Genomic DNA, 23,438 nt, shown 5'->3' with positions numbered 1-23,438 from the left:
ATCGTGAGGCTGTCACCCCCGATACTTCTGCTGCGTCAGGTGAAACACCGCACACAGAACCAGCAGACAGGGCAGGCCCATCAGCATCAGGTAGGTCAGTGAATCACGTGACAGTTGATGCATCTGTGCATCGCTGAAAATGGCGGGCGTCAGAAGATAATGATTGACGACACCCGCGAACAGCGCGGCAAGGGCATTGGCAAGAAGGATGCGGCTCCAGGGCTGCCCGAAACGCGGCAGACGGCGCAGGACCGCGAGCAGCCGGGCATTGACGTAAAAGAGGATGCCAAAAGCCACTATCGATACCGGAATGCGCCGCGGCATGACCGTGATGTAAAGAGAGTCTGCCGTATCATGCATGGGTGAGGGCATCGCGATGAGCATTAAAACGGCACTGCCAAACCACACAATGACCGCCACCAGATAAAACACCATATGCCGGTTGGCGCTCTCGCCCCAGCGCTCATGGATGAGGTTGGTCGCGAAAAGAATAAAGGGCAGCAGCACTATGCTTGCCGGCATGATGCCACCGGCACCAAACGCCACCAGACGGTACTCACCAATGAAACACACGAGCAGAAGGGAGGCGGCAAATCCTTCGAGATAGAGCCTTGGGATGGCGCGGGGCGTTAAACGGCGCGGCGAGTACCGCGTGCGCCTCAGACACTGGCGGGTGCAAAATCCCCCGACGAGCAGCAAAACACCGACTACCGCCGCTGAGATTGGAAAGAGTGCCGCAGAAAGCGCCTCATGCAGTTCAGAAAACAGGGAAATAAAATTCAGCGCGAAAAAGGCCGCCCCACCGATGAGTGCAGAGAGCAGCTTTACCTCAGGTCTAACCCCCTCAAGCGCTTGCAATCGTGTGAGAAACAGCCCCGGCAGATAGCATCCCAGTCCAAAGGCCACCGTGGTGGCAAAAAACTGGCGCGGCACATCCTCAAAAACAATCTGATGCGCAAGCGGGTCACGCAGCGCCTCTGCCGCCGGGAGGTTCAACACCACATAAAGGCCAATGGAGAAGAGATAAAGCCCCATCAGCGACACGTTAAGCACATGCCGCTGAGTCTCTGGCGTAAAGCTCACAAGCACCCGCCAGTAAAGCCATGTGAGTACCGGGGTCAGCAGGCTGCTCGCCGTAAAAATGGCGCCGTGCACCTGTACGCATTTAAAAGACGTTACGAGCAGCAGCGACAGAATCGTTATGAGGCCAAGACAGGCCCCGGTCGGCGATAACCGACTGGCAACACGTGAGGGTGCAGGCATGACCGGGATTCCAGATAAATTGCGCAGAATTCTACCATTAATTCGCGCGCAAGCACAATCAACGCATCCGTGCTGCCGGATACACCACTCGCGAAGATGCGGTCAGAAACCGCACATTCGTGGTTGAGGCGTCTCTTGTAAACTCTTGATACCATCAATGTTCAGTTCAGGACACCTTGATTTGATAAACTCGAGTCGCCGCATCAGGGAGCCTGTAGGATTTAAAGAGGCACCGCGTCCATCAAGCTCCCTAACTAACGCATTCAGCAAACCCTGGCTCGAAACAACCGATTTATCGTTCAACACTATCGCAACAGCAGAGGTATGATTTCTGCCCAGATGGAAATGCAGCAAACGGCCCCAAAATCCTCCCTTCACATAATCCTGCAGCAGGTTACGTATGCGGGCCAGTTCAGTTCTGCAATCCCTGTCATGCCATAACGCATCGTAAGACTGCGGAAACTTTTGGGAATTCGTACCCGCAATTCGAGGCGCACTCGGCTCTTTGGCGACCGAAGATGCAGCTGTCGTGTGTACCGATGAAGGGCGCGAAGCGGCTTTGTGACATAAAACGTAATAACTGCGTAACCGACTGGCAAGCTCGGTCAAACAGGGCTTGTATGTGTGCCATATATGCGGACTGACAGTCGCGGCTTTCCCAAATTTATCTACGAGGCATCGAAATTGTCCCTGAACGGTCTGAGGCCATGTTCTGGAATCCAAGGTAACAGGATTTGCATGCCTGCCAATTTCTGTCTGCTGCACAGGCTCAAAAATGGATGGAGCCACTCCATTAAAATACGTTATTTTTCTGAACCTTACATCTTCCGGGGTAACTCTTTCTGGCAGACGTGGTGGATAAAGGCTCACTTCCATGGTGAAAAGCGAGTCAGTAAAGGCGCGAACATCTGATCCATTGACTGGTTCATCTGTCGAGCATGAAGCGCCATCATGTTTTCGTAGTGCACCCTCAATCGCTTGAGAAATTGCCGTTATATCACGTACCAAATCGTCTGAAGCCCGCTGAATTTCTGCTGCAGCACTTTCTGATGTTTTGATAAAGGGAGTGAGGTCGATTCCCTCATCGCGTAATTCCTGGGCACTAAAGGTGGGCGGGTTTATGCTTTGTAAGTCGGCATCATAGAAATTCGCGGATTCTATTCGAATGCGGGGATACTCTTTACCTTCCTCTTTGTCGATATCCGCAGTTAACTGCGGCAATCTCACGCTGTAGCTAAAAGGCAGGTTTAGAGGCTCGTCTACGACCGGGAGAAACGTTGCTGAAATGTAACGTGTGTCGAACTTATGGCTAACATTCACCACGGACGCAGCAGAGCTTGATGAATGACCCCGGCCCTGATTCCTGGCAACAGCTTGCGCTGATTCCAACTCTTGAAGGTAGAAATCTTTTACTGGCGTAAACGGTGTCAGGTGCTGAAAAGGTGTACGAAATACTACGCCTTTGTTTTGCAGCAATTGGAAGAGGGTGAGAATCGCCTTCTTGACTGTTTTATCCTCAAATGTTCCATTAGGTACAAAGTAGGGAAATACCAGTTGCACTTCCTCACCATGCCCGACAGAGTATGCATTCTTGCTTTCCGCGCGCAATACCTGTAACCCAATACCTTCCTGAGCAAGGATACTTAAGAATGCTTGATTTTCCCCAATGGCTGACTGCAAAAGACTTAAATTCCCGGGACTTCTTTCCACCGCAAGGTTAAAAAACTGAAGTTGTAAATGCGGTCCAAAACAATGACGACTGGGATGCGCATCAGGAGCTCCGTAAAAATGATAGCTGTCCCTGGCCCGCTCTAAATCAGAAACCGTTTTAAAAACACGCGATTGATTAACCATTTTGAGCCCTATTGCCTTTAAAAATAAAAGATTGGGCGATTATATATCAATGCAACCAAAATAAAAACATAAAGCCATCATAAATATCCGCTTCAACCGCCTGGCACACTGAAAATACTGCCTGTTTACTTTCTAAATCCGTTATCAGCCATCAACGAATTTTATGTTTATGGTGACGGATATTTTCATCAGAGCATGGCGATTAAAATCAATTCAGCGTTATGCTGTCAGAAATACCCTTTTTACCGCAGGATATACCGTGCATAAACACCGCAAGCAGTCTTCCGCCAAGCTTGGCATGCTGCCGGGCTCACCGGTCTATGTTGGTGAAAAACCGCCAAACCCGACCACGATACAAGTCTATATTTACGATGCCAGTCACTGCGAGCACCATACTAAACTGTCGATGGACGCGCTTTTTGTAGCACTGGATGCCGGCCAGCATGTCTGGGTGGATGTCGCAGGCCTTGGCGATGCCGCGCTTATTACGCGTCTTTGCAACGACTTTGGTATTCATCCGCTGATTACTGAAGACATCCTCAACACCGGCCAGCGCCCCAAACTGGATGCCATCGGCGATTACCTTTTCATTGTCATGAAGCGCCTCGACATGAAAACGGAAGGCCTGACCTATCACACCGAACAGTGCTCCCTCGTGGTCAAAAATAACCTCGTACTCACGTTTCGCGAGTCTCCCCTGCATGATTTCGCACTCCTCTCCGAGCGGCTGCGCGCCGAGCACTCTCTGGTGCGCGCCCATGGCAGCGATTACCTCACCTACCTTTTGCTGGACAGCATGGTGGACGAATATTTCAACTTTGTGGAAAATACCGGCAGCGACCTTGAGGCGATGGAAGACCTGCTGACCCGCGAACCGGACTCCCTTGCCATTGATGAGCTTTACATGCTGAAACGGCGCACGCAGGTGCTGCGCAAGGCCATAGCCCCCCTGCGTGACATTGTGCACCTCTTGCTCGAAGAACACGTACGAAAGCCCGGCGACAGCTTTGACCTTTACTACCAGGATTTACACGACCACTGCCTGCGCCTGCTGGAGTCCGTTGACATGCACCGTGAAATAATCGGCAGCATGCTTGAAATCTATCACTCTACGCTGAATAACCGCATGAACGAAACCATCAAGGTGCTGACGCTTTTTGCGAGCATCTTTATCCCGCTGACCTTTGTTGCCGGGGTGTATGGCATGAACTTTCAGTACATGCCGGAGCTTGGCTGGCGCTATGGCTACCCGATGGTCTTAGGGTTCATGGCGCTTCTTGTGGTCTTAATGCTGTATTATTTCCGGCGCAAAAAACTGTTGTAAGTGCTATGCTGAAAATCAATCATTCGTGAGGGAACATCATGAAAAACTATCGGATTGGAATTATTGTTGGCAGCCTGCGTAAAGAGTCTCTTAATCGACAGCTCGCAAACGCACTCATGCCCCTGCTGCCGGAAGATGTTCACGCCACCATGCTTTGCATCGACGATTTGCCGCTTTATAACCAGGACGATGACGGGCATCCTGCAGAGTCCGTCAAACGCTTCAAGGCAGAGATTAAATCCTGCGATGGGCTGCTTTTTATCACGCCCGAATACAATCGCTCCATTCCGGGCGTGCTCAAAAATGCCATTGACCACGCCTCACGCCCTTATGGCGAAAGCGCGTTTGCCGGGATTCCTGCCGCTGTCACCGGCGTGTCAGTAGGCAGTATCGGGACTGCGCTCGCGCAACAGCATCTGCGCAACGTCCTTGCCTACCTGGACGTCCCGCTGCTCGGGCAGCCAGAAGCTTTCATTCATGCCAAAGAAGGCCTCTTTGATGCATCAGGCGCGCTGGGAGCCGGCAGTAAGTCCTTTTTTCAGGCCTTTATCGACCGTTTCGTGGACTGGGTCAAACACCACCGCGCCTGATTCCTTAGAATGGATTCAACCCCCCGCTCTGCCCGCTCGTTGATGCCTGCAGCGCTCTTTGAAGTTCTGCAGCCGAGGGCAGGGGCGGGTCTTCGGAACCAAAAAACCCTAATCGTCCCACTGAAAATGGCGAAACGGAGGGCATGGAAGACGATGAAGAGGATGAAGATGAAGACGGGGTCGGCGCTGTAAACGCAGGGTGAAATGGCGCGTTTTCCTCTGCCTGCGCCACTGCAATCAGCGTCGCTGGCACCAGGGTTTCAGGGATTTCCGGCAACACCGCAGGTGCCAATGGCGCGCTTGTCTCAGCATTAATAACCGTATCTACCCGCAATACCAGTCCCTCGACATATCGGCGAATATCTCCCAGCAGGAGGCGCGCTTTTTCACTTCCGGCAAGCTTCAATGCGGCATAGACAATGTTCGGCTTGGCTCCGGCTATCCAGGCTATCACATGCGCCGCCTGCTTGGGTTTCCAGGCAAGCCCCTGTATCGTCCAGCTGGCAAAGATACTTTCTACAAAGCACAACCGCTTGATTATCTCAACACGGTATTCAGGCCATACTTCACGCACAAAGGGGTCTTCAATCAGATTTTGCATGCTGTGAAAGGCTTTAGGCAGCAGCAGCTTTTTAACCATCTGTACCGGTCGACTGCCGGTGATATCGGCAGTTTTCTGCATGACTTCCTCTAACGTGATGGCGTCCGGATCCTTTGGTGCCTTCATCAGCGCTTCAATCCGCTTTTTACCCTCATGGATATGAGCGTCTACTTCAAAGCCGGTGATGGTATACCAGATGTTCATCGGGTCAAGCCAGAACGGACGGCGCGAATGTTTAACAGGCTCTGGCAGCGTCATGTGGGATGCAATCATAACGAACACTACCAGCATTATCTGCTGCAGCCCCGAAAGAAAATGCAGCGGGCTTATCTCAGGCCCTGCTATCCCCATCATGGCGAACATCAGGGTTGGCAGTGTAGAGAGGCACCACGCAAGACCAAGGGCTGTCAGAAAATGAGCGAGCCCCAGTGACAGAGTCAGCTCAGGGTGCTCCTGATAGTAGGTATCCTTGTGCCGATAGCAAAGCTCCGGCAAAGATTCACCGAGCAGAAAACGTCCGTTATGAAAAAGACGCAGAATACCGACCGGAATCGTCATTGAGGGAAAAACATAACCAACAAGGCGCAGCCCAAGCTCGCTTGCCCAGTAGCGCGCGGGCTCCATGATGAGCGAGCCCTTTAAACGCCGCATGCCACCGCATGCAGCACCCGGCAGCGTATGTCCTCGCTTTGCCGTAGCCTCAAAAATAGCACCGAGCAAGGGGACGACTGTCGCTTTCATGAAAGGCTCGGGCACCGGCATATTGCTTAAGAGACGATCGCGCACCGGCTCCCCTTTAGGCGTGATAACCGAATAGGCAAGCTTCCCATTTATCAGGCGCAGATACAGTTTGTAGGGTTCCAGCGTTTCCGGTAAACCTTCCTCATGCACCACAGAAACATCATAATCAAAGGGGTTCTCACAGGTTTTAAAGGGCACGCGCAGACGCAGGCTCTGGGTCACACCTGGTGTTTTGGAAGCTACTACGGCAGCGTGCAGATTAAATTCCATTATGCGATTAAATGACCAGGCCGTTACCGCGACCCCCGGCAAAAAAAATGCGCCTGAAAGCAGCAGGGGCGCGCCAGGAAAAAGGCCGTCAGTCATCGGCACAAGGTAGTTGTTTCCCCACGCTTCGAGGAGAGATACCGTCACGTTGGCACCCACGATGGGCGACCACTCCACAACGAGGCGTCGCAGATTATCGGCCAGTTCTCGCATGTTTTTATGGGTGGCGGCGTGGTAGAGCGCCTCCATGGAAGCGCCCCCCTGGCGTGTCATCCAGGTCAGGGTGCGCCAGGTATAGGCGGCAGAGCCTGCGGCAAAATTGCGCGCTAGGGCGTTGTTAAAGGCGGCGCTCCCCCATCCGGCAGCTTCCTCCGTTAATACTGTGGAGGGGGTTGGCACGCGGGGCTCTTCCTGTCGTTCCTTCATTGTGGCTCTCCGTGAAAGACTTATAGGCCATTCCGTCCTTTCGACAAATCGGCGGGCAGATTTTTCCCTTTATATTCACACAAGTCAACAAGAATGCAAAGTGCGCACTGCGGCTTGCGTGCCGTGCAGACATATCGGCCATGCAGCACCAGCCAGTGGTGGGCATCCTTTAAAAACGCGGGCGGTACCTGCTTTTCAAGCCCCTGCTCAACCGCAAGTACTGTCGCGCCAGGCGCCAGTCCCGTGCGGTTTGCCACCCGGAAAATATGGGTATCAACCGCGATAACCGGCTCGCCAAACGCGGTATTCAGCACCACATTTGCCGTTTTGCGGCCAACGCCAGGCAGCGCTTCCAGCGCTGCACGCGCATTCGGCACCTGCCCCTTGAAGCGCTCAACCAGTATCCGGCAGGTTGCCATGATGTTTCGCGCCTTGGTGTTGAAAAGGCCGATGGTTTTGATGTATTCCCGAAGCCGCTCTTCACCAAGCGCCACTATCGCCTCCGCGGTATTGGCGACTTTAAAAAGTTCGTCAGTTGCAAGATTCACCCGAACATCGGTACTTTGGGCAGAAAGAATAACCGCTGTCAAAAGCTCAAAAGGCGTTGTGTAATGAAGCTCTGTTTGCGGGTGCGGATTTTGCGCCCGTAAACGCTCAAAAATCTGCTGGCGGGTCTTCGCGTCCATACGCATCCTGGGATTTAGGGGATTGTTTCTGACGCACGCGCGCCAGAGCCTCGAGAATATAGCTCTGCTGCTGTGACTTTTCGGAAACCGGCACAGAAACCGGCTTTATCCGCGCCGCATCTTCCCGCTTTGCCCGGGCGCGCACGCGCTCACGGGCTTTTTCAGGCGAAAACAGTGCTTCTGGCAGGGGGAGCATTTCAATGCAGTCAACCGGGCAGGGTTCCACGCAAAGACCACAGCCCGTGCATTCGTGCGCGAGAACCGCGTGCATGTGTTTGCCCACACCGATAATTGCATCCACTGGACAGGCCTTCAGGCATTTGGTGCAGCCAATGCATTCAGCTTCCCGAATGCGCGCCACTGACGGCTCACGGGTTTTTTCCCGCATGGCTGCCTCATAAGGCAGCGAGTCAATGCCAAGGGCCTCCCCAAGACGATGGAGCGTATGAACACCACCCGGCGGACAACGGTCAATGGGTGCTTCACCGCCAGCAAGCGCCTCGGCATAGGGTTTACATCCGTTATAACCACATTCCCGGCACTGTGTCTGCGGCAAAAGCGCATCCAGAGATTCGGCAGTGGCCTTCATGCGCCCGCCCCGCTGTCTTTCAGTAAGGCCTCAGTCTTGTCTTTTTCAACCCGCTGCATGAGCGGCACAAACGGCGCGATACGCTGCTTCAGGAGAGGAGATTCCAGATTGTCAAACGTAAGCGGCGCGCACTGCAAAAAGGTTTCACTGGCTTCTGCCATTGATGGCAGCACAGGCTTCAGGCAGCCAATGAGAAAACGAAACCCGTTGAGCGCCATGGTGGCAACCGCCTGAACGTCTGGCAGGCGATTACTATCTTTGGCAAGCGCCCAGGGTTTATGGGTATCGATATACTGGTTAATGCGCTCGGCCTCATTCATGATAAGGCGCACGGCCTTCGCACTATCACGCGCGACATAGGTCTCGATAATGGCCGCACGCGCTTCGAGCAGAGTTGCAAAAAGTGCGGGGTCTGCCAGTGTGTCGGCAAGCTCGCCGTCAAAGTATTTATGGATAAAGCCCGCTGAACGGCTCGCGATGTTCACGACCTTGCCCACTAAATCGGCATTTACGCGGTTACTGAAGTCTTCAAGGTTGAGGTCAATGTCCTCTACCCGCCCGTTCAGCTTCGCCGCGAAGTAATAGCGCAGGTACTCGGGATTTAAATGACGGAGGTACGTGCGCGCTTCGATAAACGTGCCCCGGGACTTCGACATTTTCTGGCCGTTAACGGTCAGAAAGCCATGCGCAAACACGGACGTTGGCAGACGATGATTGCTGCCGGCCAGCATCGCCGGCCAGAAAAGCGCATGAAAATATACGATGTCTTTGCCAATGAAATGATAAAGCTCCGCCGTACTGTCAGCCCCCCAGTACTCTTCAAACGAAGTGCCTGTGGTTTCGCAGTATTTTTTAAAGCTTGCCATGTACCCAATCGGCGCATCGAGCCAGACGTAAAAATATTTATCTGTGGTACCTGGAATGCGAAAACCAAAATATGGCGCGTCCCGCGAAATGTCCCAGGGTTTTAAGCCGCTTTCAAACCATTCATCAAGCTTATTGGCGACTTCTTCCTGCAGGTGCCCGCCACGCGTCCAGGCCTGAAGCAGTGCCTCATGACGCGGCAGGTCGAAGAAATAGTGCAGAGATTCTTTTTCTACCGGAGTCGCGCCTGAGAGCACAGAGCGCGGGTTGATAAGGTCTGTCGGCTGATAGGTAGCGCCACAGACTTCACAGCTGTCGCCATACTGGTCATCAGCCTTGCACCGCGGGCAGGTGCCGCGTACATAGCGGTCCGGCAGAAACATGTTCTCGACAGGATCAAACGCCTGGCGAATGGTTTTTTGCAAAATATCGCCACGGGCATTCAGCGCTTCAAAAATGGAAGCGGCAAGCGCCTCATTCTCCGGTGAATGGGTCGTATGATAGGTGTCATAGTCGACACGAAAAGCCGCAAAATCGGCTTCATGGCTTTTACGAATGTCTTCTGTCAGCGCCTGCGGGGTCATGCCAAGCTCCGCCGCCTTCAGCATGATGGGGGTACCGTGCGCGTCATCGGCACAGACACTGATGCAGGTATGCCCGAGCATTTTGTGCGTGCGCACCCAGATATCAGTCTGGATATGTTCCACAAGATGGCCAAGGTGCAAATGCCCGTTGGCATAGGGAAGGGCGCTCGTCACGAGCATGCGGCGGCGGTTTGTCATGAATGCGTTGTCTCTTGCCGGAAGGGTGCGTGATTATACACTGCAGGTCTTTTAAATGCGAGATTTGGGATTGTCATTACCGGCATATGCGACAAAGCCGCCTCGCATTTTGAGCGACCCGAGTATATGCTATAGCCCAATCCACTATTTTTTGAGCATCTTAGCCATGCCAGCCACTCCTGACCGCCTTATTATTGGCATCTCCGGTGCTACCGGTATCTGCTATGGTCAACGCCTTCTTGAGGCACTAAAACCGTTGCCGATAGAAACGCACCTTGTCGTCACCAAAACCGCGCAGCTCACACGCGCCTATGAAACCGAGCTCACAGCCGCCGCCCTTCGCGAACTCTGCGATGTCTGGCATCCGGTGAATGATTTTGCGGCAAGCATCGCGAGCGGCTCGTTTCGCACGCTCGGCATGATTGTCGCCCCCTGCTCGATGCGCTCGCTTGCCGACATAGCCCACGGCACCAGCAGCAACCTGCTCTCACGCGCGGCCGATGTCGTGCTGAAAGAACGCCGCCGGCTTGTGCTGCTCGTGCGCGAAACGCCGCTGCATCAGGTGCACCTTGAAAACATGCTCACCATTACCCGCATGGGCGGCATTATCTGCCCGCCGGTACCGGCTTTTTATAACCGTCCGCAAACGCTCGATGACATCATCAACGATACCGTAGGACGCGCGCTCGATTTGTTCGACATTGACTGTGGGCTGGTAAAACGCTGGGGGGAAGCAGACACGTCCTGTTAAGCGACGTGTCTGGGGGTTTTAGAGGTTTTATTGACCAAAAGTGGAAACCGGCATCCCTGGCTGAAGAGCGGTTTGGTCCGTTTCTCTGGGCTGGGGAACGGGAGCAGCTCTGCGAGTGGATGAGAATGATTGCCCATACGCCGGGTTGCCATGGACTTCGGGAGCAGCTGGATTTACCTGACGCCGGCGTTGATGATGCTGTCCTGACACAGATTGGCCATCCTTGTAATCCCTGTCGTGACGGGCGTAATTTTTGTCGGCTTCAGACCTTGAGCACCGACCACAGCACCATTCAATGGCTTTGTAAAAACCAAAAGTCAGCACACCTGCAAGAGCGGCTGAGGCGGTACCAATGGCAGCAAACACAGCGGATTGCGACAGCACTGGAAGCCCTGCAAGGAATCCAAACGGATGAATGCCAAAAGCTTTGAATTTCATTATCGCCGGCAGTGCATCTGGCACTTTCCAGCAAACGACAAACAATGCGGCAAAAATCGCTACTGCCAGCAGACCGAGAGCAACCTTGCCTTTGTGATTCCATAAAAACTTCAACATGACTTTCATCTCCATTTATTAAAAACAATGCACTGTAACAAAATTTGTGCACCATTTAAATCCATCAAATCCATTTTTTTCTGACTAACAAAAATCCAAAACCACCAAAAACAAACCTGCCTCAAAAAACCTGTTCCACCTGATAGCGCGTGGGGTCTGAAAGACCTGCACGTAAAAAACCTTCCCGCCTGAACGTGCAACTGTCGCAGCGTCCGCAGGCCCTGTTGTCGGGCGTTGCCCGGTAGCAGGAAACGGTGAGCGCATAATCGACCCCAAGGCGTACGCCTTCGCGGATGATGTCAGCCTTGTCAAGGTGTTGCAGCGGGGCATGAATGCGAAAAGCCTGTCCCTCCACCCCGCTTTTGGTAGCAAGGTTTGCGAGACGTTCAAAAGCTTCAATAAAGGCCGGTCGGCAATCCGGGTAGCCTGAATAATCCACCGAATTCACGCCAATATACAGTACGTCTGCCCCGATGCTCTCGGCAAAACCAAGTGCAATGGCAAGAAACACCGTGTTGCGGGCAGGCACGTAGGTAACAGGGATACCACTGCCCGCTTCACCATGATCAGGCACCGCGATGCGGCTGTCAGTGAGTGCCGAGCCGCCGAACTGACCAATGTCGAGCGTGACCACACGGTGCTCTGCAGCCCCCAGAGCGGCGGCAACTGCGCGCGCGGCGTGAAGCTCACCGGCATGGCGCTGCCCATAGTCAAAACTCAAGGCATGGGTTTCATAGCCCGCCTCCCGCGCCATGGCGAGACACGTTGCCGAGTCAAGGCCTCCAGACAGGAGCACGACCGCTTTTTTCATGATGCTTTCTCAAAACAGGGTGATCTTTCAGGGCAAGAGCATATCATTTTACCTGTGAAAATGCTTTAAGCTGCACTTATACCGACTTTTGGATAAAAAATGGGATAACAGGAAAATAAATGGGCACTGGTGTAAAGCCGTGGGCGGTGCACGGCGGAGTTTGCCTGCTCATATTCGCCACGAATAGCGCAACCCTGACCGCTCATTTTATCCGGTGCCAGATTACGGGTGACCAATAGAAGACCCATAAGATAATTTAGTAAACTTTATTGACAAAATTAATTCAGCCAGGTATCATTCTGCATTTTTAAATCCCGGAATTATTCCAATGGCCGCTTCACGTGAAGATATAGAAAAAGTCCGTCATTCCCCAAGCTCCTCCATCAAAATTATGTGGGAAGGTCAAAAAGCGTATCGTGGTGCTCATGTAGGAAGCATAGATATTTATTTGGGTAGCAAATGTATCCACACTGTGGACTTAACCAAGATGCCTGAGAAAACTTCTCAACCGGTTGCTTGTCGCCTTCAGTCTGAAAGAAAGTCGTTTGATTGTATGACATTTAATAGTCTAACTGATATCAATAGCCTCACTTTAAAAGCGGTCTTATTCAGGCCATCCAGACAACATTTTTCGATTCTACATCGAGGTGGCCAAAGAGAAGACATTTATTCCTCGCGACGTGAAGACTATACGATTCCTTGCAATACACTTGAACACCTGAATCCAGGAAGACACTATAACCTCTACATTCGTTGTGTTACGGAGTCTTTTTTGAGTGCTGAAATTGTTGAAGTTGGACCAGGTTATGATCTGGCTTTGCCTCTAACGAAAGCATTGGGGGAAATTTTTGGTCAATCAGTGACTAATAAATTGCAAGAAATTTCAAAAAAAGCATCGGGGTTTTTCTTATTGCCCTATGATTTCGAAAATAAAATTAATTCTGCTTTCACTGAAAATCTTTATACCATGTTGTGCAACATGGAACGTGATTTATTTGAGCTTTTATGTAAATCGACAGACGATAACACGGAATTGCTAAAACAACTCCTGTCTTCTAAAGATAGCGATAGTCTGCTGCATAATCTTTTCAAAGGGGTTTTCTTTCAATCTATATCGAATGCCCCTCAGGAGCTGATTCAATTAAAAGTAAAAGAAATCTGCACACAATGGATGGAGAAAACGTCATCTGATAGCGCTTTAACTTTATAAAAAAAACAGCACAGAACATGTGATACAGAGGCTGTCTGGACAACTGGGACCACCTCAGCTGCAGAGTTATAATCAGATCTGGTGTATGGCAAAGTGAATCAGGAGGCGTTCCAGCCAACCAGGGATTGTCAAACGCAGTTTGCGACACGCAACCAGAATGCGGTAGAATTTCCCATTTTCTTATGCTTAAGCGGGGGTATCCGGTGGCGCCTCTTTTTCCCGTCATTCTGGCCGGCGGCTCCGGTACAAGGCTCTGGCCACTGTCGCGTACCAATTATCCCAAACAGTTTCTGCGCCTTAACGGCTTAAACTCACTCATTCAGGCAACTGCGGCGCGCGTTGGCGCGCTTAATCCTGACGGGCTTTTTGTCGTCAGTAATGAGGCGCATTATTTTCTTTGTCAGGAACAGCTCGAAGGCGTGAACCCGGTCCCCTTCTATCTGCTTGAGCCAGGCGGGCGCAACACCGCACCTGCCATCGCGGCGAGCGCGCTGGCAGCGGCTGAGCGCGGCGGCGAAGATGCCCTGATGCTGGTTTTACCCTCTGACCACGCCATTGCCGACACACCTGCCTTTACCGATGCCATGCAGAAAGCCTTACGCTTTGCGAGTACCCATGACGCTCTGGTGACCTTTGGCATGCAGCCTGAATACCCGGCAACCGCCTATGGTTATATTGGAAAGGCTGCCGCCTGTGGCGAGGGCGTGTATGCCGTATCGCGTTTTGTTGAAAAACCAGACCGCGCGCAGGCTGAGCGTCTGCTTGCAGGGAGTGATTTTCTCTGGAACAGCGGCATGCTCGCCGTGCGCGCCGGCGTCTGTCTGAATGCGCTGCGCGAGCACGCGCCCGAACTCCTCGCGCGAGCTGAGGACGCTTTTTATCAGGGTCAGCGCCACCATGATTTTTTGCGCCTCGACAAGGGCGCGTTTGCACAATGCGAGAATGCATCCTTCGACTACGCCGTGCTGGAGAAAGCACGGGATGTCGTGGTGGTGCCGGCCAGCATGGGCTGGAGCGACCTTGGCTGCTGGCGCGCCGTTGCTGAGGCCGGGGATACGGATGCAAGCGGCAATACCCTGCGCGGTAATGTGGTCGCGCACAACTCCCGCAACTGCCTGATTCAAAGCGAAGAAACCCTTGTCACGACACTGGGCCTTCAAGACCATATCGTCATCGCAACACGCGATGCGGTTCTTGTTGCGGATAAAACGCACGCGCAGCAGGTAAAAGATCTCGTTCAGACCCTGAGCATTGACCATCACCGCTTTCTCCACGACCCGCACCGCGTCACCCGCCCCTGGGGATATTACGAAGTGCTCGCCGAGGGAGAAGCGTTCAAAGTCAAACGCCTGATGGTGAAACCCGGGGCGAGGCTCTCCCTGCAGCGCCATGAGCACCGCGCCGAACACTGGGTGGTGGTGGGCGGTGAGGCTGAAGTTGTCAACGACAGTAAAACTCTGCGTCTTGGCATTAACCAGTCGACCTACATTCCTAAACGCACCCTCCATCGCCTCAGTAACACGCGAGAAGAGCCACTTTTTGTCATTGAAGTGCAAAGCGGCAACTACCTCGGTGAAGATGACATTGAACGCTTTGACGATGCGTATTGCCGAAGTGTTTTACCAGGCTGAGATGCAAAAGGCAGGCGCACTGTAAAAAATCAAACCGCTGCGCTCGCGCGTCATTCACGCGAACGTCTGCGTGCCCGTCTGCGTTACCGATAGAGATGGCACACAGGCGTGGTATTAATGCCTTTCATTGCGAGACAAGCCTGCTAAATTTTTCAAACACCTTGCCCCTTAAAGACATCCTGTGTTATAAATTAACACATAATGTACGATAAATTTAGCATGCCTGCACATGATGCCGGCTGGGGGCAAGGCCATGGCCTTTGTAATGCGCACGTCTTTTTTCAACCTGGATGAGACCTCAAAGCGAACAGTCGAGGACTCCTTCAGGCTTTGGATAAAGCAGCATGCCGTGCCCATGGAGCCGATGAAAAACGGCAAGCCGCTGCCAAACGAGGGCATCGAACAAGAAGCACTTCCCGCAGCGGTTGCTGATGAAGATGAAGGGGATGGTGCGCCTCAGGACAACCTGGCGCCAAAAGAACTTCACGATGATAAGCCCGCTCACGACAGTGGGCTCGAGGAAAAACCCCTTATCGAGGAAACACCGCCTCCTTATGCCTTTCGCCAGGACATCAAACACCTGCTGCCATGGTACGAATCGCTCCTTGAGCAGGAAAATCCGGCACTCTACCGCCTGCTGCCTGAGGCGCGTAAAAAAGTGCGTGCCGAGCGGTTAAAGTTCACTTTTTATCTGCTGCATCTGCAGTATCAGATTGATACGTCTGAGGGGCGAAACCAGAACCTTGCGGACTACCGCGAAAAAATGTGGGCGTGTGCGCGACACGTGGCAAGGCTCGAGGGCACGCAAATTCCCGAAGAAAAGCCCGCTGTTTACATGGGGTTTGCACTTGGAAAATTTCTCGCAGACCGTATTCACGAACTGGCCGAAGCCACCGGGATACAGGCGCTTGATGCCATTCCTAACTGGTTTGATGCTGTTACCGTAACCCTGCGCCGCTGGATTGCCAACATCAACGAACGCCGCCTCTACTGGGTCTGGGGCAGCAGCCTGCTGTTCGAAATCTTTGAGAAGCTGCCGCTTGATTATTTCTATAAACTGCAAATGAAAAAAGACCTCGAGCAGGTATCGAAGGTCACCGGCTATATGAGCTTTACCCTCTATTATTTCCGTCTGGCCATGGAACTTGGACTGGTCTTTCGCCACCTCATCCCGGGCTTTTGGATGAGTGAGGAAGAAAAAGCCATTGACCCGATGGAGCGCCTGCTGCTGCAGCTTGATGAGCGCAAGTTTGGCATCATGAATGACCTCCTCTGGGCGCCTGCCAACATGGCCTGTTTTTTCTGGCTGAAGGGCAGTGATTTACGGATTCGTCAGGCGAATATCCTGACGGCAGGCCTGCTGCTTTTTGATACCCTGATGAGCATCTGGGAGCTTGCCGAGGAAGAGGCTAAACTTCTGCGCCAGTGCGTTCAATATCAGCAGGATATTCTTGCGTTGCAGGAGCGTTATGCGGCAAGCGAGGATGAGGATGAGCAACTTGAGCTTGCTCTGGCAATCGCTGAGCTTCAACGCGCCCTTGAAACCCGCGAGCGTGACCGTAAATACAATCGCCTGCAGCTCGCTCTAAAATTTGCCTATGCGGCACAGCTCACGGGGGCATTCTGTATCATGGCCTTTATGGCGCCCCTCGCGGGCGCCTCGCTCTGCCTTGCCCTCAACACCTTGAATGAAGCCTTAACGCGGCTCGTTAACATTTACCGGGCTTATGAAGAGGCCGGCATTGCAAGGGCCGAGGCAGAACGCCAGCGTGCCCTGATTTTTGCACACGATACGGATGACAACGCCAAAAGAGTGGCCTGGCTTGAAATGCACCAGCAGCTCGCGGAAGTTGAGTACCAGTATGCCCTGATACAGTATCGCACTATCGATCTTGTCTACTCGACACTGGTCGACCTTATCCTGCCGCTGGCACTTTTTGCCGGTACGGTGTATCTCCCGTTTGGCATCTCTATCGGCGTGGTGGTCGGCATCCTGCTGCTCGCACTGGCAGGCAGCACACTTATTAAGCAACTGCAGCCGGAACGAGAACCTCACCCGGAATTTGATGAAGAAGCGTTTTTACAGTATCTCGATAACCTCACCCCTGCGCCAGTCCCCGCCCTGCCGGCACCGGATGATGTCAGTCTCTCTGATGATGAAAAGACGAGCCTTCTGCCAAACGCTGGCTGAGTGTCTATACTCACAAGTATCGCATCAGCGTCTGATACAAACGGCAGGGAGTCATAAGATGATGAAACATGCACTGGTAACAGGCGGTTGTGGTTTTATCGGCACACACCTCGTTCATGCGCTGCGCGCAATGGACGTAAACGTCACGGTACTCGACAAACAGCCGCCCCAGACTTCTCAGCCACTCGAAGGATGTACCTTCGTTGAGGCCGACCTTCTCTCACGTGAAACGGTGCGCGAATGCCTGCAAAACGTGGATACCTGCTTTCATCTTGCCGCCATTCTTAATGTGGTGCAATGCAAACGCGACTGGCTTTTTAGCCACCAAAATAATGTTGACGGCTTTAATGCTGTACTCAATGCAATTAAATCAACCGGGCGCCCCATTAAGACCGTATATGCCTCATCATGTGCCGTTTACGGAGAAATTACGCCGCTTCCGCTTACGGAAGCCATGATGCCGGCTCCCATTTCGCCTTATGGTGCCGATAAACTGGTCAATGAAATTTATGCGGGCATGCTCGCAAAATGCTTTGGAATACCCTCCATTGGACTGCGCTTTTTCAACGTTTATGGCCCCCTGCAGCGTGATTCAAGTCCTTACAGCGGCGTCATCGCGGCCTTTCGCAAAAACCTTCTGCAGGGAAAACCTCTGACCATTTACGGTGACGGGGAACAATTGCGCGATTTCGTCCACGTCAGTGATGTGGTATGTGCCTTGATTAAGGCCGCAAATACGCCGCCGGCGCTCTCTGGTGTTTTCAACGTCAGTACCGGAAAAACCACGAGCATTAATCAACTCGCTCAATACATGATGCGAAGATTTAACCGGGAAGTACCGGTTGTATACGAGCCTCCACGCGCTGAAGACATTCGTCTTTCCTGCGGATGCCCGAAAAAAGCGCAGGAAATACTTCGGTTTACCCCGGCCATCGACATTGAACAGGGGCTTTATACCCTGGATGAACATGGTTAATGGTTTTTATGCTTTATAAGACTCTAATCAGTCTTTAAGCAACGCCGTAAAAAAGTGTATAATTGCACCCTTTGTTGAACAGGTTTTAGTCTTTCATGGATCTCAATAAGCAATACGATGTCATTGTGGTGGGCGCAGGACACGCAGGCACTGAAGCGGCTCTTGCCGCCGCAAGGGCGGGTGCTGAGACGCTGCTCTTAACGCATAACATGGATTTACTCGGACAAATGTCCTGTAATCCCGCCATTGGCGGCATCGGCAAGGGTCATCTTGTACGCGAGGTTGATGCGCTTGGAGGTGCGATGGCGCGCGCGGCAGACTTGGCCGGCATCCAGTTTCGCATGCTCAATGCCTCCAAGGGGCCTGCTGTTCGCGCCACGCGCGCCCAGGCTGACCGGGTGCTCTATCGCCAGGCCATTCGCGAAATCCTCCAGACCCAGCCGAATCTGACGCTCTTTCAGCAGTCAGTCGATGACCTTGAGGTCACGGGCGAGCGCGTTACCGGCGTCATTACCCAAACAGGCCTCAGACTTCAGGCACGCGCCATCGTGCTGACTGTGGGCACTTTTCTTGGCGGGCGCATTCACGTTGGCATGCAGCAGCTGGCCGGGGGTCGAGCTGGCTGCCCGCCTTCGAACGCGCTTTCCGTGCGTCTTCGTGAACTGTCGCTTCCCGTGGGACGTCTTAAAACCGGCACACCGCCGCGCATAGACGGGCGCAGCCTCGATTATACGCAAATGAGCGTGCAGCCAGGTGACACTCCGGTTCCGGTGTTCTCCTTTCTTGGAAAGGCTGAAGACCATCCGCAGCAGGTGCCCTGCTTCATTACCCACACCACGGAAGCAACACACGCCATCATTCAGGCCAACCTGCATCAGTCGCCGATGTATGCCGGTGTCATTGAAGGCGTTGGCCCGCGCTACTGTCCCTCCATTGAAGACAAGGTGGTACGTTTTGCCGATAAGCTCTCGCATCAGATTTTTGTCGAACCCGAAGGGCTCACCACCCATGAAATCTACCCCAACGGCATTTCTACAAGCCTGCCTTTTGAAGTCCAGTGCGCCTTTGTGCGCACCATCAAAGGCTTTGAAAACGCACACATTACGCGCCCGGGCTATGCCATTGAATATGATTATTTTGACCCGCGCGGTCTGACGCGTTTTCTCCAGACCAAAGCCTTTTCAAACCTGTTTTTTGCAGGTCAAATAAACGGCACCACCGGCTATGAAGAAGCCGCCGCTCAAGGCATTATCGCCGGGATTAACGCCGCACGCCTTGTGAAAGAGCGTGAAATGTGGAGCCCCGGGCGCGATGAGGCCTACATCGGCGTGCTCATTGACGACCTCATCACCTGCGGTACGCAGGAGCCCTATCGCATGTTTACCTCACGCGCCGAATTCCGCCTGAAACTGCGCGAAGATAACGCCGATTTACGCCTGACCGAAACCGGGCGTGGCCTTGGCGTTGTCGATGACACGCGCTGGCAGGCTTTTTGCGAAAAGCGTGAAGCCATCGCTGATACGCAAAAGCGTCTTGCCGGCTGTTTTGTACGGGTCGCGCATTCGGCCAGTATTGCGGCACTGGAAACGCCACTTACGCAGGACACCCGCGCGCTGGATGTGTTAAAGCGCCCGGAAATCCGCTATCAGGATTTGCAGGCCGTGGATGCGCTTGAACTGCCGGCGGTAGCAAACGATGTTGCCGAGCAGGTGGAAATTGATGTCAAATACGCGGGCTACATTGAACGTCAGAACGCGGAAATCGCACGCCTTAAAAAACTTGAAGACACGCGCCTGCCGCCTGATTTGGATTACGCCGGGGTATCAGGGCTTTCAAGTGAAGTGGTACAAAAACTCACGCAGATTCGCCCGGCTTCCATCGCACAGGCCGGGCGCATCGCCGGCATGACACCGGCAGCACTCTCGCGTCTGCTCGTGCACCTTAAAAAACACCGGATAATGGCATGACGGCTGAAACCCTGCTCTCTCAAGGCTTAAGCGCCCTTGGACTGTCACAAGACCCCGCCCCCTGGCTCACCTGGGCGCAGCTGCTGCTGCACTGGAACCGCGCCTATAATCTGACCGCTATCGACCAGCTCGAGGAGGTCGTGTCGCACCACATCCTCGACAGTCTCGCGATTCTCCCAATGATTCAGGGGAGGCGCATCATCGATGTCGGCAGTGGTGCCGGACTCCCGGGGCTGATGCTCGCCATTGCACGCCCTGACTGGAATATCACGCTCCTCGATGGCAATGGCAAAAAAACCCGTTTTCTGCAAGAGGCGCGCCGGGTACTTAAACTTGCGAACGTGAGTGTCGTGCATGCGCGCGCACAAGCATGGCAGGCCGACGTGCGATTTGATACAGTAACCTGTCGAGCGCTCTGCACCATCGAGGAACTACTGGACTGGACCCGCCACCTTGTGGCGGATGATGGTCAGTGGCTTGCCATGAAAGGGCGACCCACTGATGAAGAACTTGCGGCCATCCCCGCGGCGTTTGAGATTACACGCTATCGGGTACCAGGGCTGGATGCCGAGCGCTCCGTCATACGCATTCACAACGGGAATCAGGAATCACCATGACAAAAGTCATCGCCATTGCCAACCAGAAGGGCGGCGTGGGCAAAACCACAACGGCCATCAACCTTGCCGCCTCACTGGCCGCCAGTCATCAGCAGATTTTACTGGTCGACCTCGACCCCCAGGGCAACGCCACCATGGGCTCTGGCGTTGATAAGAACGCGCTGGTGCATACCACCAATGACGTCCTGCTGCGCGACTGCCTGGCTGAGCAGGCCTCCCTCACCACCGCCGCGGGCTTTGACCTCATTCCGGCAAACGGCGACTTAACGGTCGCGGAAGTCAGCCTCATGGAGCAGCCGCACCGTGAAACCTTTTTATTTAAGGCTCTGCAACCGATTGCCTCCCGGTATGATTTCATCCTCATTGACTGCCCGCCGGCACTCAACACGCTCACCATCAACGCGTTTGTAGCCGCCGATTCCGTGATTGTGCCCATGCAGTGTGAATATTACGCACTCGAAGGACTTGCTGCATTGATGTCAACGATTGGGCAAATTCAGTCATCGGTCAATCCGCGCCTGCAGCTTGAGGGCATTTTGCGCACCATGCATGATGCCCGCAACCGCCTTGGTCAGGAAGTGTCCAAACAACTCCTCGAGCATTTTGGCAAACGGGTGTATCGTACGGTCATCCCACGCAACATTCGCCTTGCCGAAGCGCCAAGTCACGGCATGCCGGTACTTTTTTATGACAAATCCTCGCTCGGCGCACGTGCTTACATGGTCTTTGCCGAGGAAGTCCTTGAGCGCACGCAGGCTTTAGCCAAAACAAAGGAATAATCCATAATGACTGTAAAACGTGGTGGCCTTGGGCGTAATCTCTCCGTGTTGCTTGGCAATACCCCGCTCCCGATACATGCCGAAACTTCAGCAGCTGCGCCATCGGGAGCCACACTTTCGATTGATGCCCTGCAGCCTGGAAAATATCAGCCGCGCGGCGATATGGACGAGGCGCGCCTTGAAGAACTTGCGCAGTCCATTCGCCAGCAGGGGCTGTTGCAGCCACTCGTGGTGCGTCCGCTCAAGGATGGCCGTCATGAAATTCTTGCCGGCGAACGCCGCTGGCGTGCCTGCAGACGCGCCGGCCTGACTGAAGTGCCGGTGGTCATTCGCGAGTGTGACGATGAAACCGCGATGGTGATTGCACTCGTTGAAAACCTGCAGCGCGAAGACTTAAACGCGCTTGATGAAGCGCGTGCGCTTGGGCGTCTGACCAGTGAATTTTCCCTCACCCATCAACAGGTGGCCGAACTGGTGGGTAAATCGCGTGCGGCCGTGAGTAACCATTTGCGGCTCCTGACACTCGCACAGCCGGTGCAAAAGCTCCTCGAAAATGGCGACATTGACATGGGGCATGCGCGCGCACTCTTGATGCTTGCCAGTGAACAGCAGGCTGAAGTGGCCACACTGGTGATAGCGCGCCAGCTGTCGGTGCGCGAAACCGAACGCCTGGTTGCACGGGTACGCGATGGCGTGGCTCCTGCTTCCTCACTGCCCAAACCCGACCTCTCCAAAGCCTTCAAGACAGAAATGCAGGCGCTATCTCGTGCACTCGACACAAGGGTAGTACTGCGAGCGGGCAAAAAAGGGAATGGCACGCTGGTCATTCATTACCGCGACGAGGCGCGCCTTCGAGACGTGCTTGAACGGCTGCAGTCGGCTCAGGCGATGGAATAATTCAGCATCACAAAGGCGGACGTAAAGCGCGAGCTATTGCGTCCAACCGGCGTGTACCAGGTGCTGAAGAGCAGCCCGAGATTTTGCGTAAAATTGTATTCAATGCCTGGAAGCACCGAAATTTGATAGCCCGGGGAGCGGTCTATTTTTGCGCGACGCCCGGTCGATGCCCGCCCGGGATAACCGCGATAGGCGTTGCTGTCGCTGTAAAGCCATGCGCACTCCAGCGAGAGCGCCCAGCGTTGCGTGAGGGTCAGTTCATTGGCCCAGATGTTTAAGAATTCCATTCCTGGTCGCGCCCAGCCACGGGCATCTATCCCGCCTCCATAAGCATTGGGCCCGACAACAAAAACGGCAGGTGCCGCGTTGACCGAGAGTGTCAGTACACTGTGAAGGACATGATCATTCCAGAGAGGCTGAAGACTTTCGAGGTTCATGCCAATCTGCGTCTGCCAGGCGCCGGCCCCGGTAATTTCCACCAGATTTTTTTCCTCGGATGCCCGGTCAAAACGCCCGAGCGGAAAAGTCTCCTGCACATAGATTCTGATGCTTGGCGAAAAAAAACCGTTTTTAGGAGAAGCATACACCTGATACCCAAGCAGCACCTGAGGGTCGCCCGTATCCCCATAACGATACCCCAGTGTGCGGTTTTCCTGATACTGGAAAAGAAGCAGGGCATCAATGCGCTCTGTAAGGCCAAATGAAAACTGCATTGCGGGGTTCATGGAGCGGTAAGGCAACTCGGATTGCTTGACGCCATTCTGGTCAAACGTTCCAAGCGCACGCGTCCACAAAACATAGGGCGTTACGACAAACTGCCCCTTTGGCGTATTAATGCCAGGCTGTGCCAGCAGCGTACCGGTATACCAGGCATCAGCCCACACAACCTGTATGCTAAACAGCCACACCCCTATGAAAACCTGCATCCTGCCAATGAATTTCATCACGTTTCACGAAAATACAAAGGCTCATCTTAATGGGAAGGGGATGGTGCGGGCAAGGCATCCAGTGCAAGGTGGTGCGGAATGCGGTTTATCATGCTGAATATTTTCTGCATTGGAAACAC

At 53.5% G+C, this 23,438-nt stretch carries 20 protein-coding genes; 11 read left to right on the top strand and 9 right to left on the bottom strand.

Going from position 1 to position 23,438, the window contains the following annotated elements:
- Nucleotides 1–12 precede the first annotated feature (12 nt).
- Entirely contained in the window at nt 13–1,263 is a 1,251-nt protein-coding gene (locus E4T54_RS06520) for a VUT family protein (RefSeq protein WP_115152865.1), read from the bottom strand.
- A 102-nt stretch (nt 1,264–1,365) separates the two neighbouring features.
- On the bottom strand, nt 1,366–3,117 hold the full coding sequence (locus E4T54_RS06515; RefSeq protein ID WP_028385619.1) for a DUF5617 domain-containing protein: 1,752 nt from the start codon (nt 3,115–3,117) through the stop codon (nt 1,366–1,368).
- 259 nt (nt 3,118–3,376) lie between these two features.
- Here E4T54_RS06515 and corA point away from each other — a divergent pair, with 259 nt between their 5' ends.
- Nucleotides 3,377–4,441 carry a magnesium/cobalt transporter CorA gene (gene corA, locus E4T54_RS06510; RefSeq protein WP_028385618.1) on the top strand — a complete coding sequence of 355 codons (1,065 nt, stop codon included), beginning with the start codon at nt 3,377–3,379 and terminating at the stop codon, nt 4,439–4,441.
- Nucleotides 4,442–4,479: 38 nt separating this feature from the next.
- The gene (locus E4T54_RS06505) at nt 4,480–5,031 is read left to right on the top strand and encodes an NADPH-dependent FMN reductase (protein ID WP_028385617.1); all 552 of its coding nucleotides are present in this window, start codon (nt 4,480–4,482) and stop codon (nt 5,029–5,031) included.
- A 4-nt stretch (nt 5,032–5,035) separates the two neighbouring features.
- On the opposite strand, the gene E4T54_RS06500 is transcribed toward E4T54_RS06505, so the two are convergent.
- The 4 genes from E4T54_RS06500 to metG are packed head-to-tail and all read right to left on the bottom strand — an operon-like array spanning nt 5,036 to nt 9,987.
- Entirely contained in the window at nt 5,036–7,066 is a 2,031-nt protein-coding gene (locus E4T54_RS06500) for a hypothetical protein (RefSeq protein ID WP_028385616.1), read from the bottom strand.
- 20 nt (nt 7,067–7,086) lie between these two features.
- Complete coding sequence (gene nth / locus E4T54_RS06495; protein WP_028385615.1) at nt 7,087–7,752, bottom strand: endonuclease III; 666 nt, start codon at nt 7,750–7,752, stop codon at nt 7,087–7,089.
- Nucleotides 7,721–8,341: an RnfABCDGE type electron transport complex subunit B gene (locus E4T54_RS06490; protein ID WP_051550784.1), complete on the bottom strand. Its 621-nt coding sequence runs from the start codon at nt 8,339–8,341 to the stop codon at nt 7,721–7,723. Before E4T54_RS06490 ends, nth begins: the two co-directional genes overlap by 32 nt.
- On the bottom strand, nt 8,338–9,987 hold the full coding sequence (metG, locus tag E4T54_RS06485; protein WP_028385614.1) for a methionine--tRNA ligase: 1,650 nt from the start codon (nt 9,985–9,987) through the stop codon (nt 8,338–8,340). The genes E4T54_RS06490 and metG overlap by 4 nt, the downstream gene beginning before the upstream one ends.
- Before the next feature lie 166 nt (nt 9,988–10,153).
- On the opposite strand from metG, the gene E4T54_RS06480 reads away from it, so the two are divergent.
- Nucleotides 10,154–10,738 (top strand): UbiX family flavin prenyltransferase, encoded by a 585-nt coding sequence (locus E4T54_RS06480; RefSeq protein ID WP_028385613.1) that lies wholly within the window; start codon nt 10,154–10,156, stop codon nt 10,736–10,738.
- Nucleotides 10,739–10,765: 27 nt separating this feature from the next.
- Here the strand turns inward: E4T54_RS06480 and E4T54_RS06475 are convergent, their stop codons facing one another.
- Nucleotides 10,766–11,293: a hypothetical protein gene (locus E4T54_RS06475; RefSeq protein WP_028385612.1), complete on the bottom strand. Its 528-nt coding sequence runs from the start codon at nt 11,291–11,293 to the stop codon at nt 10,766–10,768.
- A gap of 121 nt (nt 11,294–11,414) precedes the next feature.
- Nucleotides 11,415–12,104, bottom strand: coding sequence for a 7-cyano-7-deazaguanine synthase QueC (gene queC, locus E4T54_RS06470; protein ID WP_028385611.1), 690 nt, complete (start codon nt 12,102–12,104; stop codon nt 11,415–11,417).
- 328 nt (nt 12,105–12,432) lie between these two features.
- Between queC and E4T54_RS06465 the strand changes: the two genes are divergently transcribed.
- From E4T54_RS06465 to E4T54_RS06435, 8 genes are all read left to right on the top strand, one after another.
- Nucleotides 12,433–13,314 (top strand): hypothetical protein, encoded by an 882-nt coding sequence (locus E4T54_RS06465; RefSeq protein ID WP_028385610.1) that lies wholly within the window; start codon nt 12,433–12,435, stop codon nt 13,312–13,314.
- A gap of 203 nt (nt 13,315–13,517) precedes the next feature.
- The gene (locus tag E4T54_RS06460) at nt 13,518–14,945 is read left to right on the top strand and encodes a mannose-1-phosphate guanylyltransferase/mannose-6-phosphate isomerase (RefSeq protein ID WP_238582837.1); all 1,428 of its coding nucleotides are present in this window, start codon (nt 13,518–13,520) and stop codon (nt 14,943–14,945) included.
- 229 nt (nt 14,946–15,174) lie between these two features.
- Nucleotides 15,175–17,136, top strand: a complete 1,962-nt coding sequence (locus tag E4T54_RS12010; RefSeq protein ID WP_162150876.1) for a hypothetical protein — start codon at nt 15,175–15,177, stop codon at nt 17,134–17,136.
- A 58-nt stretch (nt 17,137–17,194) separates the two neighbouring features.
- Nucleotides 17,195–18,112, top strand: a complete 918-nt coding sequence (locus E4T54_RS06455; protein ID WP_028385607.1) for an NAD-dependent epimerase/dehydratase family protein — start codon at nt 17,195–17,197, stop codon at nt 18,110–18,112.
- 95 nt (nt 18,113–18,207) lie between these two features.
- A complete protein-coding gene (gene mnmG, locus E4T54_RS06450) occupies nt 18,208–20,079 on the top strand; it encodes a tRNA uridine-5-carboxymethylaminomethyl(34) synthesis enzyme MnmG (protein ID WP_028385606.1) in 1,872 nt (623 codons plus the stop codon).
- Nucleotides 20,076–20,696: a 16S rRNA (guanine(527)-N(7))-methyltransferase RsmG gene (gene rsmG, locus E4T54_RS06445; protein ID WP_028385605.1), complete on the top strand. Its 621-nt coding sequence runs from the start codon at nt 20,076–20,078 to the stop codon at nt 20,694–20,696. Before mnmG ends, rsmG begins: the two co-directional genes overlap by 4 nt.
- The gene (locus tag E4T54_RS06440) at nt 20,693–21,475 is read left to right on the top strand and encodes a ParA family protein (protein ID WP_028385604.1); all 783 of its coding nucleotides are present in this window, start codon (nt 20,693–20,695) and stop codon (nt 21,473–21,475) included. Before rsmG ends, E4T54_RS06440 begins: the two co-directional genes overlap by 4 nt.
- A gap of 6 nt (nt 21,476–21,481) precedes the next feature.
- The gene (locus tag E4T54_RS06435) at nt 21,482–22,372 is read left to right on the top strand and encodes a ParB/RepB/Spo0J family partition protein (RefSeq protein ID WP_028385603.1); all 891 of its coding nucleotides are present in this window, start codon (nt 21,482–21,484) and stop codon (nt 22,370–22,372) included.
- Here the strand turns inward: E4T54_RS06435 and E4T54_RS06430 are convergent.
- Entirely contained in the window at nt 22,357–23,298 is a 942-nt protein-coding gene (locus E4T54_RS06430; RefSeq protein WP_135100401.1) for a hypothetical protein, read from the bottom strand. The genes E4T54_RS06435 and E4T54_RS06430 overlap by 16 nt on opposite strands.
- Nucleotides 23,299–23,438: the final 140 nt, after the last annotated feature.

It is taken from the genome of Legionella geestiana (assembly GCF_004571195.1).
In the GTDB taxonomy this organism is placed as follows: Bacteria; Pseudomonadota; Gammaproteobacteria; order Legionellales; family Legionellaceae; genus Legionella_B; species Legionella_B geestiana.
This window is presented reverse-complemented; position numbering and strand designations above follow the sequence as displayed.